Genomic DNA, 16,551 nt, shown 5'->3' with positions numbered 1-16,551 from the left:
AGGACTCTGGCACCGCACAGGCTGGGCAGGACGATCATGACGCGCCCGGGATTTACACACGTTTTGTCCTATAACCCGCGGACCCCGTAGGCGAGCGTCCAGGGCACAAAAAAAGCAGCTCCGGCGGAGCTGCTTGAATAGATGTCCCTGCTTTAGGCCAGTGGAACCGGGCCGGGATAGGGGAGTGGAGCGGACGACGAGATTCGAACTCGCGACATCCACCTTGGCAAGGTGGTGCTCTACCAGCTGAGCTACGTCCGCACATGATGCGTTCCGGCGGGCCGGACCTTCATCAACAAGCAAGTTGCCTTGCCTTGGTGGGCGATACTGGGATCGAACCAGTGACCTCTTCCGTGTCAGGGAAGCGCGCTACCGCTGCGCCAATCGCCCGGATCGGCATAAGCCGGCCGGCCCGTTGCCGGGACCTTAAAATACGAGAGCGGACGACGAGATTCGAACTCGCGACATCCACCTTGGCAAGGTGGTGCTCTACCAGCTGAGCTACGTCCGCACATGATGCGTTCCGGCGGGCCGGACCTTCATCAACAAGCAAGTTGCCTTGCCTTGGTGGGCGATACTGGGATCGAACCAGTGACCTCTTCCGTGTCAGGGAAGCGCGCTACCGCTGCGCCAATCGCCCGGATCGGCATAAGCCGGCCGGCCCGTTGCCGGGACCTTAAAATACGAGAGCGGACGACGAGATTCGAACTCGCGACATCCACCTTGGCAAGGTGGTGCTCTACCAGCTGAGCTACGTCCGCACATGATGCGTTCCGGCGGGCCGGACCTTCATCAACAAGCAAGTTGCCTTGCCTTGGTGGGCGATACTGGGATCGAACCAGTGACCTCTTCCGTGTCAGGGAAGCGCGCTACCGCTGCGCCAATCGCCCAAATGCAATCCGGCCTGGACCGGAAACCAAGGTTTTCACCGAGGTGGGTACGGGATTCGAACCCGTGTATACGGCTTTGCAGGCCGCTGCCTCGCCTCTCGGCCAACCCACCGTGTAAGCACGATTCCTGAGGTTCCAAGAACTCAATGCCGTGACAGTGTCCTGCGAGCGGACGACGAGATTCGAACTCGCGACATCCACCTTGGCAAGGTGGTGCTCTACCAGCTGAGCTACGTCCGCATGTCTTCTTGGACGGCCTGTCCGCAGGGGGCATTCCGTCGCTTTCCGACGAGTAAAAACTCTATAGGAGGTTCCGGGAAACTCCAAATCGATCTGCCCGAATCGTACGCAATGAGCGTTAGTTCCTTGAATTGGCGCGGATTTTGCGAGTTACACCAATGTGATTCACACGCATTTTCGCGGTGGTTGCCCCGATTTTTGAATTCCGGCCGGGGTCGGTTAGTCTTCTTGTGCACGGGCGATTGGCGCAGTGGTAGCGCGCTTCGTTCACACCGAAGAGGTCACTGGTTCGAACCCAGTATCGCCCACCAGGAAAGGGAGCTCCTCCGGCCGCGGAAACGCAGGCCGGAGGGGCTCCCTTTTGTTGTCCGGGTGCCAGCGGATGCCACAGGTTAGCGCTGCCCTCCAGCTCCTCCCGGCATCCCGGCCTTGATCAGGTCCATGACCGACGAATCCGCCAAGGTCGTGACATCCCCGATCGGCCGGTCCTGTGCGACGTCCTTGAGCAGCCGCCTCATGATCTTCCCGGACCGGGTCTTGGGCAGTTCAGCCACGACCATGATCTGGCGGGGCCGGGCGATTTTGCCGATTTCCCTGGCAACATGCTCACGCAGCTCCTGCACCACTTCCGGGCCGCCGTCGCCCGCCTCGCTGCGGAGGATGACGAAGGCGACGATCGCTTGCCCCGTGGTTTCGTCGGTGGCGCCGACGACGGCGGCTTCCGCGACTTTCGCATGCGAAACCAGTGCCGATTCGATTTCCGTCGTCGAGAGCCGGTGCCCAGCCACGTTCATCACATCGTCGACCCGGCCCAGAAGCCAGATATCTCCGTCCTCGTCCTTCTTCGAGCCGTCTCCTGTGAAGTAGAGACCCGGGAACCGTGACCAGTAGGTCTCCACGTACCGCTCGTCGTCGCCCCAGATGGTGCGCAGCATGGAGGGCCACGGCGCCTTCAACACCAGATAGCCGCCGGAACCGTTGGCAACCGGCGCCCCCGCGTCATCCACGACGTCGGCCACGATCCCGGGCAGCGCTTTCATGGCGGCACCCGGTTTGCCCGCCGTAACTCCAGGGAGCGGACTGATCATGATGGACCCGGTCTCGGTCTGCCACCAGGTGTCCACAACGGGAGTGCGGTTGTGCCCGATGTTTTCCCGGTACCAGATGTACGCTGCCGGGTTGATCGGCTCGCCCACCGTCCCGATCACACGCAGGCTCCCGAGGCTGTACTTTGCCGGTATCTGGGCGCCCCACTTCATGAACGTGCGGATCGCGGTGGGGGCGCAATAGAGAATCGAAACTTTGTACTTGTCGATGATTTCCCACCAGCGGCCTTGGTGCGGGGTATCGGGAGTCCCTTCGTACAGCACGGAGGTGGCGCCATTGGCCAGGGGACCGTACACGATGTAGCTGTGCCCGGTGACCCATCCGATGTCCGCTGCTGTCCAGAAAATGTCGGAGGCAGCTTTCAGGTCGAACACAGCCCAATGCGTGTAGGCGCATGTCGTGAGGTAGCCGCCGGTGGTGTGCAGAATGCCCTTGGGCTTGCCGGTTGTCCCCGAGGTGTACATCACGTACAGCGGATGCTCGGCATCGAAAGCTTCGGCCTGGTGGTCAGTGGACGCCAACTCAACCGACTCATGCCACCAGATATCCCTCCCCTGGATCCAGTCGATCTCCTGGCCTGTGCGTCGGACCACGAGGACGTTGCGGACGTCCGGGCAGTCCAGCAGGGCCTCGTCGACGGCGGGCTTCAGCCCGGTTGCCTTGCCGCGGCGGTAGGCGCCGTCGGAGGTGATGACGATCCGGGCGTCGCAGTCGTGGATCCGCGTCCGCAGGGCGTCCGCGGAGAACCCGCCGAAGACGACAGTGTGCGGAGCCCCGATCCGGGCGCAAGCCAGCATCGCCACGATGGTCTCCGGGATCATCGGCATGTAGATGGCCACCCGGTCTCCTGCCGTGACGCCCAAATCAGTCAACGTATTCGCTGCCTGGCAGACCATGTCCGTGAGCTGGGCATAGGTGATGGTGCGGGTATCTCCGCCTTCCCCTTCGAAGTAGTAGGCGATTTTGTCTCCGCGGCCGGCGACGACATGCCGGTCCAGGCAGTTGTAGGCTGCATTCAGCTTGCCCCCGACGAACCATTTGGCGAATGGCGGGTTGGACCAGTCCAGGACCTCTGACCATTTTTGCGACCAGTCCAGCCGCTCCGCCTGCCTCGCCCAGAAAGCCAGCCTGTCGGCGTCGGCCTCTTCATAGTCCGACGCCGTGGCGTTGGCTTGGGCGGTAAAGCCGGCTTCCGGGGGGAATCGCCGTTGTTCGTGCAGCAGGTTTGCGAGGGTTTCATCCGGTTCTGTCGGGTAGTCGGCCATCACCGGTCACCGTGGTCCCACGGGAAGCAGGACTCGTTTGAACGTAAAGTTCGCGACCACCGCGAGGGAGCAGTACCAAGCGATGAGCGCAGTCACAATGCCCAGCCAGCCGCCGAGCATCGTCATGGCGGCGGACGCGGCGAAGGCGCCGATGAACAGGGCGATGAAGGTCAGGGTCAGGGCAACGAAAACCGCGAAGACGCCCATGCTGACACGCCACGCGGCAATGGTCATGTATGCGGTGAAGATGGCCCACGCCAGCAGGTAGAGGCCGACGCCCTTGCCGGCGTCCGCCGGTGGAAGGCCGGCCGCGCTGAACTGGGCCAGGAACCAGAAGGACAGCCAGAACGCCCCGTACGAGCAGAAGGCTGTCGCGCCGAAGACGTTGCGGTTGGCAAATTCCCAGATCCCGGCGCCGAACTGTGCGAGGCCGCCGTAGAAGAGAGCCAACCCAAGGACCACGGGTTCGTCGCCCTTGGCGATCAGGCCGGCATTGACGACGCTCAAGACAAAAGTGGTCAACGCGAATGCGCCCAAACCCAAGGCTGCAGGATCGGCAAACGGGGGACTGGCGCTCGCCTGCGGGGATGCCGCAACACTCTGGGCTGAGAGGGGGTTTCCAGCCCGGTGACCACTATCGGCCGGGGTGGTTCCCGCGGCAGAACTTGATTCGATACTCATGGCACGACTCCTTGGTCAGCACCAGCACCATCACTGGTGTCGCATATCAGGTTACACCTGAGTATGCAAGTCACAATCGAAACCCTATGTGGTTCAAATCACAGTATCGTGTGATGTAAGTCACACGCGGGGGAGCTTTGCCGTTATCCGCGGGGCGCTGCCCTGACCACCCTGTTCCTTCCGAGTGACTTGGCTTCGTAGAGGGCCGTGTCTGCAGCGGCAATCATCGCGGTGAGGTCGACGGCGTCGAACCCGGTGGAGGTGACTCCGTAACTCACGGTAGGAATGTGGATGTCCTCGAGGTCTTTGCTTGCCGCCAAGGCACGATTGATGTCGGCCGCGATGCTTTCGGCCCGTTCCTGGCTGGCTCCCGGCAAAAGCAGGATGAACTCTTCGCCCCCGTATCGTCCGACCAGGTCGGTGGATCGTACCGACTCGTTGCACGCAGCCGCGAATGCCTGCAGCGCGGCGTCGCCGGCGGCATGGCCGTACTCATCGTTGATCGCCTTGAAGTGGTCCAGGTCGGCCAGGATCAAGGAAGCGACCGAGCTTGAAGCGTGGAGGCGCTCGAGTTCCTGGGTGGCCAGGTCCATGAAAGTGCCACGGTTGAGAAGCCCGGTCAGGTTGTCGCGGGCAGCGCGCTCACTGAGCCGGTTGATCAGCTGATCGTTGCTGAGGGCGGTCATGCTGAAGGACACGGCAACCAGGAGTACCAGCGTGACGAGGCTGGCAATCGACGGGCCAAAATACATACGGAAGGTCGGGCCGGTGGGACCTTCGACGAGGTAAACGGCAAGGCGGCAAAAATAGTAGGCGGCAAGGAAACCGGCGGCCAAGGCCATCGACTTGTGCACATGGGAGTAGCTGGAATCCAGGCGCCACAGATCGCGGGACGCCAAAGCGATGCCCAGCGTCATGAACCCCAGATATACCAAGCCTCCGGACCAGGTGTTGTAACCGGGGCTCTCCAACACGGAGGCAAGGGTCGTGACTCCACACGCAGTAGCAAACTGCCATTTGGGGGGCGGCAGCATCCTCAAGGACCGGGCGCCGGTCCACACGCTGAGCGCGCCCGCCACCAACAGGACGTTCCCCGAGGGATTCGCCCAGACTTGATGCGGCGTCCCGTTGAGGAGGAAGGCCAGGTTTCCAGCCAGGAAGCACAGGAGTGCGATGCACCACCACCCGTTGTACGACGATCGCGTGCGCCTGAAGGATGCATAGAACAAAAGGAGCAGCGTCAGGGCGACAACGCCAAGGGCGACTCGCAGAGTTGTTATATCGAGGACCAAGATTTGCTCCCGTAGCCGAGGACGTGACCAATTATGGCACCGTGAGTCACAGAACCAAGTGCACCATGCGTACGGTCTCGTTAAATAGCGCGTTAAATAGCGCGCTAACAGCGCGCCCGGGACGTCCCGTGGTCGGCCACAAAGGCTCCGCGTCTTCCTGTCAGCGGTGTGTGAAAGAGTTTTCCCATGACAGATCCACTGCTTGCCCATGCCACCGAATACGGCCGGATGTATGCCCGGTCCACGTCCGAGGCCTTCTCGGTTCCTTCCATCACCACGGTGATCGGCCAGCAGGCCCATTCCCTGGACGGCTGGTTCGGCTACATGGGTGCCAGCAGCTTGGCGAAAGATCCCGAACTCCCGCAGCACCTTTCCAGTCCTGCCAAGTTGAGGCAGGCAGTCAACAAAGCAGCCAAGGCAGCGGAGGTGTACCGGGACGACGCTGCGCGCCGCGGAGACCGCGTGCACAACTACTGCGAGCAAGTGGCCCTCCGCGCCCTCGGACGCCCGCACCGCGTGAAGGAAACACTCGATGATCTCGTTTCAAACGGAGAGGAAGCGTTCGCGGCCCGCTTCGATGAATGGTGGGAGTTGTACCGGGTGGAACCCATCGCGCCCGAGATCACCGTGTGGAACGCCAGCGTGGGCTACGCCGGAACCCTGGACCTCGTGGCCAAAATCAATGGCAGGGTTTGCCTGATCGACTACAAGACCAAAGGCACCACCCGCGATGGAACGGTGAAGCCCCTCGACGACAAGGTGGTGATGCAGCTTGTCGCGGGAATGAAAGCCGAGGAGAGCCTTGTGGATCCAGTGGCAGGGGAGTGGGAACCTTGGAAATACGGTGAAAACCCGGTTCTCCTCGCGGTGGCTATCGGCGAGACCGAAGTGCGTCCCCAGCGGGCCAACCCGGACGTCCTCAAACACCACTGGTGGAAGTTCTGCGCCTTGAAGAGAGTGTGGGAGATGTCTGCCGACGTGGCCGCAGCCGGAACGGCGCTGCTCCCTGTGGCTCCGCCGTCGTACCCTGCCGCCACGGCACCCGCAGGCTCAACTAAACTGGCCTAGGCCCCTTTTGCCGGGACCGAAGCTTCGCCGATCGTGAGGAAAGACAGCACATGGCCATTTTGAGTATCCGTATCATCGGCGATCCCGTGCTCCGCACGGTTGCTGATCCAGTCACGGAATTCGGGCCTGAGCTCGCCAAACTTGTGTCGGACATGACCGAGACGATGGAAGACGTGGACGGTGCAGGGCTCGCCGCGCCGCAGGTCGGCGTGAGCCAGCGTGTCTTCACCTACCGGATCGGCGGCGTGGAAGGCCACATCATCAACCCCGTGCTCGAGAGCAGCGATGATTTCCAGCCCGACGAAGTGGAAGGCTGCCTCTCCATTCCCGGACTCGCGTTTCCGGTCCGTCGCCGCAGGACCACCCGCGCAACCGGCGTGGACCTGCACGGCAATCCCGTGTCCGTCGAGGCGGAGGGCATGCTTGCCCGCTGCTTCCAGCACGAGACCGACCACCTTGACGGGATCCTGTTCACTGACCGCCTCGAGGGTGAGGACCGGAAAACCGCCCTCCGGGCCATCCGCGCGGCGGACTACCACTCCGTGACCGAACGGACCACCGCCAAGAGGGCCAATACCGTGGGCTCCAGCTTCGGCAGCTTCGGCGCCGCCGAATGAGGGTGCTCTTCGCCGGCACTCCGGCCGTCGCCGTACCGTCCCTTGACGCGCTGATCGAGGCGGGTTTCGAGGTCGTGGCGGTGCTGACCAGGCCGGATGCCCCGACCGGCCGCAAACGGATCCTGACGCCGTCGCCCGTGGCAGCACGTGCCGCTGAACTCGGCATCGACATCATCCACGCCTCCAAGGTGGACGCCGGGACAACGGAGCGGATCGCTTCATATGAGCCGGACGTCGCAGCGATCGTCGCCTATGGAGGCCTTGTCCCCAAAGCCGCACTCGGTGTGCCGCGCCACGGCTGGATCAACCTCCACTTCTCCCTGCTCCCCGCCTGGCGGGGAGCCGCACCGGTCCAACGCTCGGTCATCGCCGGCGATGACATCACCGGGGCGGCCACCTTCCTCCTGGAAGAAGGACTCGACACCGGGCCGGTTTTCGGGACCTTGACGGAAACCGTCCGCCCCGAAGACACGGCGGGCGACTTGCTGGAGCGGCTCTCGCGCAGCGGCGCGGTCCTGCTCACCCAGACTCTGTCCGCCGTCGGGTCCGGCAGTGCGGCTCCGGTGCCCCAGCGAGGCGACGTTTCGCTCGCGCCCAAACTGACGCTCGACGACGGCCGGCTCGACTGGACGCAACCGGCCCTCGCCATCAACCGCAGGGCCCGGGGGGCCACCCCTGAACCGGGAGCGTGGACCATGCTCGACGGGCAGCGGGTCAAGCTGGAACCCGTGGGATTGCGCCCGGACATCCGGGACCTTGCACCCGGCAAGATCCGGGTTGACGGCAAGAACGTCCTGGTCGGGACCGGATCCCATGCGGTGCAGCTCGGGCAGATCCAGCCTGCGGGCAAAAAGATGATGCCGTCGGCCGACTGGGCCCGTGGTTTGGCAACACCAGAAAGCGTGGAATTCGAATGAATGAGTCCGGCCGGCGCAGCTCCGACAACAGTGGGAACAGGGACGGCGGTAGCCACGGCAACCGCGGTCCCCGCGGCGAAAGCAACCGCAACGCCCAAGGCCGCGAACGCAACAGGGGCCCGCAACGCGGTTTCACCACCAACGCACCGTCCCAGCGGACCCGACGCGCGGATCCGGCGCGACTGGTGGCCTTCGAAGTCTTGCGCGCCGTCGCTTCGGAAGACGCGTATGCGAACCTCGTGCTGCCCTCACGGATCCGCCACCACCACCTCGACAAGCGCGACGCCGGATTCGCCACCGAACTGAGCTACGGAGCGCTGCGCGGCCAAGGAATGTACGACGCCGTCCTGGCCGAGTGTGTCGACCGGCCGCTCGACCAACTCGATCCGGCAGTCCTGGATGCATTGCGGCTGGGTGCCCACCAACTGCTCGCCATGCGCGTTCCTGCCCACGCAGCCCTCGACCAGACTGTCGGGCTGGCCCGCGCGGTCATCGGGGCCGGCCCGTCGTCGCTCATCAACGCCGTGCTCCGAAAAGTCACCGCCAGGACGCTCCCGGAGTGGCTCGACCACCTGCTGGAGAACGAGACCGACGAAACCAGGATCGCCTCCGTACGCCATGCGCACCCGGAATGGATCGTCAGGGCGCTGCGCCAGTCGCTCGTCATGCATGGCCGTCCCGCGAGTGAAATCACCGAACTGCTCGAAGCCGACAACGCCGCCCCTGTGGTGAACCTCGTGGCGCTTCCCGGCATCGGCAACCTCGATGAAGCCCTGGAGAACGGGGCCACTCCGGGTGAACTCGTGATCGACTCGGCGCTGTCCAGCGGCGGCGACCTGGGGCGCATGTCCTCCATCCGCGAGGGCACCACGCGCGTCCAGGACGTCGGATCGCAGCTGGTAGCCCGCGCCGTCGCGGGTGTGGACCTCGGACAGGCCACCCAAGACGGCGAGAAATGGCTGGACCTGTGTGCCGGTCCCGGCGGCAAGGCCGCGTTGCTGGCAGCCCTCGCCCACCAGGAAGGTGCGACCCTCCTGGCCAACGAACCCGCGGAGCATCGGGCCAAGCTGGTCAGCCAAGCCCTCTCTGCGGTTCCCGCGGACTCCTGGACCGTGAGGGTTGGCGACGGCCGCGACGTCGGAAAAGAACAACCCGAGGCCTTCGACCGCGTGCTGGTCGACGTTCCCTGCAGCGGCCTGGGCGCCCTGCGGCGCAGGCCCGAGTCGCGCTGGCGGCGGACCCCCAAGGACCTTGCCGATCTCGGACCGCTGCAGCGTGAATTGCTCAATTCGGCCATCGACGCCGTCAAACCGGGCGGAGTGGTGGCGTACGTGACGTGCTCCCCGCACCCGGCCGAAACCACCGCCGTCGTCAGCGATGTCCTGCGCAAGCGGGACGACTTGGAGCAGATCGACGCCGGTGCGGCCGTGGACGCGGTCAGCCTGAGCGGCAACCTCGGCGCCGGGCACGAGTTGACCGCCCAGCTGTGGCCGCACGTGCATCAAACCGATGCGATGTTCCTGGCGTTGATCCGGAAGAAGCCGTAACCTTCGGCGCCTTTCCCCGGCTGAACGTCCCGCGTACCTAAGCTGGAGAATTGCCACAACCACCAGACCGCCACCAACACTGAGGGAACTGCCTTGACTGAGTGCTGTATCAACCCGAGCATCCTGTCCGCGGACTTCGTGAACCTGGAAGCCGAGCTGAAGAGAATCAGCAACGCCGACGCCGTCCACGTCGATGTCATGGACAACCATTTTGTGCCGAACCTGACGCTCGGCCTTCCGGTGGTCGAGCGGATCCAGGCCGTGAGCCCGGTGCCGCTCGACGCCCACCTGATGATCGCCGACGCCGACCGCTGGGCACCGGCCTACGCCGACGCAGGCGTGGCTTCCGTGACTTTCCACGCGGAAGCGGCGATGGCTCCCATCAAGCTCGCGCGTGAGCTCCGTGCCCGCGGTGCGAAGGCAGGCATGGCCCTCCGTCCGGCCACTCCGGTGGAACCGTACCTGGACATGCTCAGCGAACTGGACATGCTCCTCATCATGACCGTGGAGCCTGGCTTCGGCGGGCAGTCCTTCCTGGACGTGACCCTGCCGAAGATCCGGCGGGCGCGGGCGGCGATCGAGGGCTCGGGTATCGGCGTCGCCATCCAGGTCGACGGCGGCGTCACCGAGGAGACCATTGTCCGGGCAGCAGAAGCCGGTGCGAATGTGTTCGTTGCGGGCTCCGCGGTGTACGGACATGAGGACCCCGCTGCCGCCATTGAGCGGCTCCGGGCGGCAGGCCTCGCGGCAATGTGACCGGACACGCGGCAATGTGACAACAATGACGCAATGGCATGCATATTGCACCGGGAATACATCGTCCATGCCTCCAGTTGTGTCAGAATAGCAACACACATACGTGCTCCGGGGTCGGTGTAATTCCGAACCGGCGGTTATAGTCCGCGACCCGCGAGCCATCGCGTTTCCCTCACGGGATTCTCGACGGCGGACGGTTGAACTGGTGGAACTCCAGTACCGACAGTTAAAGTCTGGATGGGAGAAGCACGTACAGTCATGCTTGGGCGTTTCGTGCGCCCGGCATCGCGCTGTCGTACACCCCCGGAGCCATCGCGGCATTCGAGGGAAGGAACGACATGGACTTTCTGCGATGGCTCTTCGAAGCACAGATTCCCGTAGGCGGATCTGTGCTTGTTCTTCGCGAAGTGCTAGGCAACATTTTCGGGCTCGCCAGCGCCCTGGGCGGCATGCGCCGCAAAGTCTGGGCATGGCCCATCGGAATCGCGGGCAACCTGCTCCTGCTCACGGTCTTTCTGGGCAACGTCTTCGGCGCCGCCTCGCCGGCAACCCTGTGGGGCCAGGCCGGACGCCAGATCATGTTCATTACGGTCGCCGTCTACGGCTGGTACCGCTGGCGCCGGGGACTCGAAGCAGGCGCGCATGGCCACGCCATCGTGCCCGGCTGGGCAAGCCCCACAGCGCGGGTCGGCATGGTGGCCGCCATGATTGCGGGAACAGCCGCACTCACTCCCGTCTTCGCTTCCATGGGTTCCTACCCCCCTGTGTGGGCGGACGCCTGGACCTTCATGGGTTCACTCCTGGCGACGTATGGCATGGCGCGCGGCTGGACCGAATTCTGGCTGATCTGGGTCGCCGTGGACATCGTGGGCGTTCCCTTGCTTTTCAGCGCGGGCTATTTTGCCAGCGCCTTCATGTACCTCTTTTACGGGTTCTTCACCCTTGCCGGATTCTTCGTCTGGTGGCGCGCAGACCGACGTGAAAGCCGGCCGCTCAGGCCAACGCCCGAGCCGGAAACCGCAGGAGCCCTCTCATGAGCGACGCTATTGAACCGAATTTTTCGGAAGCTGAGTCCGCGGCCATGGACACGGCGCTGCACGTGGCCCTGCGGGGACACCGTGGTGCCAATCCCTTGGTGGGTGCGGTTGTGCTCGGGCCCAACGGAGAACAGCTCATCACGGGTTACCACCGCGGCGCAGGCACGCCACATGCCGAGGCGGATGCGATCGCCAAGGCGAAGGCGAAAGGCCTCGACCTCGCGGGAACAACCATGGTGGTGACCTTGGAGCCTTGCAACCACGTAGGTCGCACAGGACCGTGCACCACTGCGATCATTGACGCCGGCATATCACGGGTGGTTTACGCCGTCGATGATCCCCACGATCCAGCCGCTGGCGGTGCCGGCAGGCTGCGCGCTGCCGGCGTGGATGTGCGGTCCGGGCTCGCCGCGGCCGAGGCTTTGAAGCTGAACCGCGAGTGGTTCAACGCGGTGGATGCCAGGCGCCCCTTCGTCACGCTCCACATTGCCCAGACCCTCGACAGCAGGATCGCGGCCGCCGACGGAACCAGCCAATGGATCTCCAGCCCTGAATCGCTCGCCGACAACCACGGATTGCGGCGCCTGATCGACGCCATTCTTGTGGGCACCGAAACCGTCCTGGTGGACAACCCTCGGCTGACCGCGCGGGAGAGTGACGGCGTGGAATCGCCAAGCCAGCCGCTCCGGGCCGTCATGGGGCTGCGGGAGGTCCCGGCCGATGCCGCCGTGCGGGGGACTGACGGCAAGTTCATCCATTTGCCGACCCGCGACCCGTCAGAGGCCTTGGAGTTGCTGTTCGCCGAAGGCGTCCGGCACGTCATGGTGGAAGGCGGCTCACGCATCCTGAGCGGCTTCCTCGCCGCCGGCCTGGTGGATGAACTGATCGTCTATCTTGCGCCCACCCTGTTGGGTGCCGGTACGCCTGCCCTCATGGATCTCGGCATCTCCACCCTCGCCGACGCCCAGCACTGGAACTGGGACGACGCCGGTGGCGGAGCGGTCCATGCGCTGGGCCGCGACCTCAGGCTGCATTTGAGGTCCGGACCATCGGACGGAAACAAACCGGCCTGGAGCAAGTCGCACACCGAACACCACGAACCATTTCCGGGCAAGGACGCCTCGGACACCACCACAGGAGGACACTGATGTTTACCGGAATCGTCGCTGAACAAGGCACGGTCCTGTCCGTCGAGCACGACGGCGAGGCCAGCGCCACGCTGCGCCTCACGGCCCCGAGCACCACCGAAGGCCTTGGCTTGGGCGGCTCCATCGCGGTCAATGGCGTGTGCCTCACCGCAACGGACATCGACGGCCGGGAGCTCAGCGTCGACGTCATGGGCGAAACCCTCGTCCGCACCACTATCGGCGAGCTTGCCGCCGGTGATTCGGTGAACCTTGAGCGTTGTGTCCAGGCGGGCGGCCGCTTGGACGGCCACGTCGTGCAGGGCCACGTCGACGGCGTCGGGCAGCTTCTGGAGCGCGAGTCGCTGGGCAACTGGGACCGCCTCCGCTTTGCCGTGCCGGCCCCGCTGGCACGGTACATCGCCGAAAAGGGCTCGATCGCCGTCGACGGCGTTTCACTCACCGTCACCGCCGTCAGCCCGGCAGAAGAAGTGAACCCCTGGTTTGAAGTGGGACTCATTCCCACCACGCTGGACGAAACCGGGCTCGGGGCCAAGGCCACGGGCGGGCGCGTCAACCTTGAGGTGGACGTCCTCGCGAAATACACCGAGCGACTGCTCTCCTTCCGTTCGGCAACCGCCGCTGGGTCTGCCCAGTGAGCGCCGCACACAACGGCAGTACCGCAGTGGTGCGCCAAGGGCTGGACCCGGTGGAGAAGGCCGTCAAGGCCATGGCAGCCGGCCGTCCCGTCATCGTGGTGGACAATGAAGACCGCGAAAACGAAGGCGACATCATCTTCGCCGCCGAACACGCGACGCCTGCCCTCATGGGCTGGACCATCCGCTACAGCTCGGGAGTCATTTGCGTTCCCCTCGAGGAGTCGCGGGCCGATGCCCTGGCGCTGCCGCCCATGGTCCTGGTCAACGAAGACGCCAAAGGCACGGCGTACACGGTGTCATGTGATGCTGCGCTGGGCGTAAGCACCGGTATTTCCGCCACGGACAGGGCCCTGACCGCCCGGATTCTGGCTGATTCCAGCAGCACTCCGTCCTCGATCACACGGCCCGGGCATATTTTTCCGCTCCGGGCCGTTAAGGGGGGAGTGCGTGAACGTCCGGGACACACGGAGGCGGCAGTTGATCTCTGCAGGCTTGCGGGGCTCGCCCCGGTGGGCGTGATCGCCGAATTGGTACATGACGATGGTGAAATGATGCGCCTGGACAGCCTCCGGGAGTTCGCTGCCGAGCATGGATGTCCTCTGATTTCGATCGAGGACCTCGTGGCTTATGTTGTAGCGTCGGAGGCGGGGCACCAGGTTGCAATTCCGGCAGGAAACGAGGAGCAGCGATGACCACAGCGACAACGCACGACGGCGGCACGCCCGCGCGCGCAACGCATCCCGTGAGCGGCGGCCCGATTGTCCAGCTACCCACCGCCTTCGGTGAGTTCGTGGCACAGGCGTGGACCGACCTCGCCACCGGGGCAGAGCACCTGGCGGTGAGTTCCCCGAAAGCGCCGCTTGCCGGCAAGCCTCCCCTGGTGCGTCTGCATTCCGAGTGCCTCACGGGCGACGTTTTCGGTTCGTACCGCTGCGATTGCGGCGAACAGCTGGCCTACGCCCTGGAACTCATCCGCGAAGAGGGCGGGACCCTGCTCTACCTTCGTGGACAGGAAGGCCGCGGCATCGGCCTGGCCAACAAGATCAAGGCCTACGCCCTGCAGGAGGCCGGATTCGACACGGTCGAGGCCAACGAGCAGCTGGGGCTCCCCGTGGACGCCCGCTGCTACAAGGCCGCCGCCCAGATCCTTGCCGAAATGGGCCTTCATGAAATCCGGCTCCTGAGCAACAACCCGGACAAGCAGAACCGGCTTGCCGCGGCCGGCGTGAAGGTGGTCGAGATGGTGCCCACCGAGGTCCCGTCCCGGGAAGAAAACCTTCGGTACCTCCAGACCAAGAAGGACCGCATGGACCACCGCCTGACCCTCGGTGACGCTGAACCGGCCGGCACGCACGCAACTGCCGGCACGTTTGACCTCGAACAAGACTGAACTTCACCCTTAAGACTGAACGGATCACCACACACCCATGAGCGGACACGGCGCCCCTACCATCGACCTCACCACCCTCAATCCCGAGGAAACCCACCAGCTGAAACTCGCCATCGTGGCTGCCAGTTGGCACACCCAGATCATGGACGGCCTTCTCGACGGCGCGCTGCGTGCCGCCAAGGAAGCCGGCATCGCCGAGCCCACCGTGCTGCGCGTCCCGGGATCCTTTGAGCTTCCCGTCGCAGCTGCACGGCTCGCGCCGCACTTCGACGCCGTCGTTGCCCTCGGCGTCGTCATCCGCGGAGGCACGCCGCACTTCGACTACGTCTGCCAGGCGGCGACGTCGGGACTCACCGAAGTAAGCGTCCGCACCGGCGTGCCGGTGGGCTTCGGCGTGCTCACCTGCGACACCGAGCAGCAGGGCCTGGACCGCGCCGGGCTGGACGGCTCGTCCGAGGACAAAGGCCACGAAGCCGTGACCGCTGCGCTCTCCACTGCGCTGACCCTCAAGCAGTACGCCTAACAGCGACGAAAGGGATGTGGGCGTGCCGGCACGCTTTGTGCGTTCGCTCACATCCCTTCCGTCATTCAATGACCCGACAGGCGGTCACCGGCCCCGAGCAAGTAGGCTGTAGGGCGTGAAGAATTTCGAGACGCTGTTCGCAGAACTGAGCGAAAAGGCAGCGACCCGTCCGGCAGGCTCCCGCACTGTGGCCGAATTGGACTCCGGAATCCACGGCATCGGCAAGAAGGTCGTGGAGGAAGCCGCCGAAGTCTGGATGGCTGCAGAGTATGAATCCGATGAAGCAGCGGCCGAGGAAATCTCCCAGTTGCTCTACCACCTGCAGGTCCTGATGCTCGCCAAGGGTCTGGGCCTGGAAGACGTTTACAAGCATCTCTAGCCACGTCCGCTCGGTCCGGACCTGAAAAGGTCCTGGCAGAGCCCAGCGTGGCCCCCGCTGACTGCGCCGTCTCTTCCGGGAAAGGTCTCTTCCGGGACCCGTTCCGCGGAAGAAAAGAACAGCGCCGTGAGCACAATGCCTGAAACTTCCCCTTCCACTTCCCAAGAAAGTCCCCCATGCTGCGAGTAGCCGTCCCCAACAAGGGCTCCCTGTCCGAAGCCGCCTCCGCGATGCTGACCGAGGCGGGATACCGCCAGCGCCGCGATACCCGTGAACTGGTCATGGTCGACCCCGACAACGACATTGAGTTCTTCTTCCTCCGCCCCCGCGACATCGCAGTGTATGTAGGCCAGGGCACCCTCGACGTCGGTATCACCGGCCGCGACCTCCTCCTGGACGCGCAGGTCGAAGCAGAAGAGCTGCTTCCCCTTGGCTTTGCCGCGTCCACCTTCCGTTTCGCCGGGCCTGTCGGCGACTTCACCGGCGTCGAGCAGCTTGAAGGCAAGCGCCTCGCCACGAGCTACGACGGCCTCCTGCGCGACTACCTCGCCGAGCGCGGCGTCAAAGCCAAGGTGGTCCGCCTTGACGGCGCCGTCGAGTCTTCCGTGCGCCTCGGCGTCGCCGACGCGATCGCTGACGTCGTCGAAACCGGCAACACGCTCAAGGCTGCCGGAATGGAGATCTTCGGAGAGCCCATCCTCAAGTCCGAAGCCGTCCTGATCCGCCGCACCGGCGAGGGTGGTGCCGCAAACGGCACGGCGAAGGAGATCGAGGTCCTGATCCGGCGCCTGCAGGGCGTTCTCGTCGCCCGTCAGTACGTCCTCATGGACTACGACATCCGCAAGGACCTCGTGGAAGAAGCCGCCACCCTCACCCCTGGCCTCGAATCGCCCACGGTGTCGCCGCTGCGCGACTCGGATTGGGTTGCCGTCCGTTCCATGGTTCCGAAAAAGGAAACCAACCGGATCATGGACGAGCTGTACGACCTCGGCGCCCGCGCCATCCTGGTCAGCAGCATCCACGCCTGCCGCATCTGACACGAGACCATCGAGGAGCAGC

The 16,551-nt window shown here is 64.5% G+C and carries 16 protein-coding genes, 9 tRNA genes and 1 riboswitch; of the genes, 14 read left to right on the top strand and 11 right to left on the bottom strand.

What is annotated here, in order from left to right; genetic code table 11:
• Positions 1-185: 185 nt before the first annotated feature.
• From BMF89_RS02390 to BMF89_RS02355, 8 genes are all read right to left on the bottom strand, one after another.
• A tRNA-Gly gene (locus BMF89_RS02390) sits at positions 186-261 on the bottom strand.
• A gap of 54 nt (positions 262-315) precedes the next feature.
• A tRNA-Val gene (locus BMF89_RS02385) sits at positions 316-390 on the bottom strand.
• 48 nt (positions 391-438) lie between these two features.
• Positions 439-511, bottom strand: a tRNA-Gly gene (locus tag BMF89_RS02380).
• Between the two features lie 54 nt (positions 512-565).
• Positions 566-640 (bottom strand) — tRNA-Val (locus tag BMF89_RS02375).
• 48 nt (positions 641-688) lie between these two features.
• A tRNA-Gly gene (locus BMF89_RS02370) sits at positions 689-761 on the bottom strand.
• Between the two features lie 54 nt (positions 762-815).
• Positions 816-890: transfer RNA gene (locus BMF89_RS02365), tRNA-Val, on the bottom strand.
• 41 nt (positions 891-931) lie between these two features.
• Positions 932-1,002 (bottom strand) — tRNA-Cys (locus tag BMF89_RS02360).
• Positions 1,003-1,057: 55 nt separating this feature from the next.
• Positions 1,058-1,130 (bottom strand) — tRNA-Gly (locus tag BMF89_RS02355).
• A 236-nt stretch (positions 1,131-1,366) separates the two neighbouring features.
• On the opposite strand from BMF89_RS02355, the gene BMF89_RS02350 reads away from it, so the two are divergent.
• Positions 1,367-1,441, top strand: a tRNA-Val gene (locus tag BMF89_RS02350).
• An 81-nt stretch (positions 1,442-1,522) separates the two neighbouring features.
• On the opposite strand, the gene acs is transcribed toward BMF89_RS02350, so the two are convergent.
• The 3 genes from acs to BMF89_RS02335 all read right to left on the bottom strand — a co-directional run bounded on the left by acs (position 1,523) and on the right by BMF89_RS02335 (position 5,475).
• The gene (acs, locus tag BMF89_RS02345) at positions 1,523-3,502 is read right to left on the bottom strand and encodes an acetate--CoA ligase (protein ID WP_078105474.1); all 1,980 of its coding nucleotides are present in this window, start codon (positions 3,500-3,502) and stop codon (positions 1,523-1,525) included.
• 6 nt (positions 3,503-3,508) lie between these two features.
• Positions 3,509-4,183, bottom strand: coding sequence for an acetate uptake transporter family protein (locus BMF89_RS02340; RefSeq protein ID WP_078105473.1), 675 nt, complete (start codon positions 4,181-4,183; stop codon positions 3,509-3,511).
• A gap of 143 nt (positions 4,184-4,326) precedes the next feature.
• Positions 4,327-5,475: a GGDEF domain-containing protein gene (locus BMF89_RS02335; RefSeq protein WP_078105472.1), complete on the bottom strand. Its 1,149-nt coding sequence runs from the start codon at positions 5,473-5,475 to the stop codon at positions 4,327-4,329.
• Positions 5,476-5,661: 186 nt separating this feature from the next.
• Between BMF89_RS02335 and BMF89_RS02330 the strand changes: the two genes are divergently transcribed.
• The 13 genes from BMF89_RS02330 to hisG all read left to right on the top strand — a co-directional run bounded on the left by BMF89_RS02330 (position 5,662) and on the right by hisG (position 16,529).
• Positions 5,662-6,543, top strand: coding sequence for a cytochrome (locus BMF89_RS02330; protein ID WP_078105471.1), 882 nt, complete (start codon positions 5,662-5,664; stop codon positions 6,541-6,543).
• A 50-nt stretch (positions 6,544-6,593) separates the two neighbouring features.
• A complete protein-coding gene (gene def, locus BMF89_RS02325) occupies positions 6,594-7,160 on the top strand; it encodes a peptide deformylase (RefSeq protein ID WP_078105470.1) in 567 nt (188 codons plus the stop codon).
• A complete protein-coding gene (fmt, locus tag BMF89_RS02320; RefSeq protein ID WP_078105469.1) occupies positions 7,157-8,077 on the top strand; it encodes a methionyl-tRNA formyltransferase in 921 nt (306 codons plus the stop codon). Before def ends, fmt begins: the two co-directional genes overlap by 4 nt.
• Complete coding sequence (locus BMF89_RS02315; RefSeq protein ID WP_078105468.1) at positions 8,074-9,624, top strand: transcription antitermination factor NusB; 1,551 nt, start codon at positions 8,074-8,076, stop codon at positions 9,622-9,624. Before fmt ends, BMF89_RS02315 begins: the two co-directional genes overlap by 4 nt.
• A 93-nt stretch (positions 9,625-9,717) precedes the next feature.
• Entirely contained in the window at positions 9,718-10,380 is a 663-nt protein-coding gene (rpe, locus tag BMF89_RS02310; protein ID WP_078105467.1) for a ribulose-phosphate 3-epimerase, read from the top strand.
• Between the two features lie 99 nt (positions 10,381-10,479).
• A riboswitch (FMN riboswitch) is annotated at positions 10,480-10,634 on the top strand.
• A gap of 84 nt (positions 10,635-10,718) precedes the next feature.
• Positions 10,719-11,417, top strand: a complete 699-nt coding sequence (gene pnuC, locus BMF89_RS02305; RefSeq protein WP_078105466.1) for a nicotinamide riboside transporter PnuC — start codon at positions 10,719-10,721, stop codon at positions 11,415-11,417.
• Positions 11,414-12,565: a bifunctional diaminohydroxyphosphoribosylaminopyrimidine deaminase/5-amino-6-(5-phosphoribosylamino)uracil reductase RibD gene (gene ribD / locus BMF89_RS02300; protein WP_078105465.1), complete on the top strand. Its 1,152-nt coding sequence runs from the start codon at positions 11,414-11,416 to the stop codon at positions 12,563-12,565. Before pnuC ends, ribD begins: the two co-directional genes overlap by 4 nt.
• Positions 12,565-13,200 (top strand): riboflavin synthase, encoded by a 636-nt coding sequence (locus BMF89_RS02295; protein WP_078105464.1) that lies wholly within the window; start codon positions 12,565-12,567, stop codon positions 13,198-13,200. Before ribD ends, BMF89_RS02295 begins: the two co-directional genes overlap by 1 nt.
• Positions 13,197-13,892, top strand: coding sequence for a 3,4-dihydroxy-2-butanone-4-phosphate synthase (gene ribB / locus BMF89_RS02290; RefSeq protein ID WP_139359513.1), 696 nt, complete (start codon positions 13,197-13,199; stop codon positions 13,890-13,892). The genes BMF89_RS02295 and ribB overlap by 4 nt, the downstream gene beginning before the upstream one ends.
• A complete protein-coding gene (ribA, locus tag BMF89_RS02285; RefSeq protein ID WP_078105462.1) occupies positions 13,889-14,590 on the top strand; it encodes a GTP cyclohydrolase II in 702 nt (233 codons plus the stop codon). The genes ribB and ribA overlap by 4 nt, the downstream gene beginning before the upstream one ends.
• Positions 14,591-14,627: 37 nt before the next feature.
• A complete protein-coding gene (gene ribH / locus BMF89_RS02280; RefSeq protein WP_078105461.1) occupies positions 14,628-15,113 on the top strand; it encodes a 6,7-dimethyl-8-ribityllumazine synthase in 486 nt (161 codons plus the stop codon).
• A gap of 115 nt (positions 15,114-15,228) precedes the next feature.
• On the top strand, positions 15,229-15,492 hold the full coding sequence (locus BMF89_RS02275; protein ID WP_078105460.1) for a phosphoribosyl-ATP diphosphatase: 264 nt from the start codon (positions 15,229-15,231) through the stop codon (positions 15,490-15,492).
• A 176-nt stretch (positions 15,493-15,668) separates the two neighbouring features.
• Positions 15,669-16,529, top strand: a complete 861-nt coding sequence (gene hisG, locus BMF89_RS02270; RefSeq protein ID WP_078105459.1) for an ATP phosphoribosyltransferase — start codon at positions 15,669-15,671, stop codon at positions 16,527-16,529.
• Positions 16,530-16,551: the final 22 nt, after the last annotated feature.

The sequence above is a fragment of the Arthrobacter sp. SRS-W-1-2016 genome, assembly GCF_002009585.1.
GTDB classification, from domain to species: Bacteria; Actinomycetota; Actinomycetes; order Actinomycetales; family Micrococcaceae; genus Arthrobacter; species Arthrobacter bambusae_A.
The sequence above is the reverse complement of the archived record's forward strand: the minus strand, read 5'-3'. Positions and strand labels throughout refer to the sequence as shown.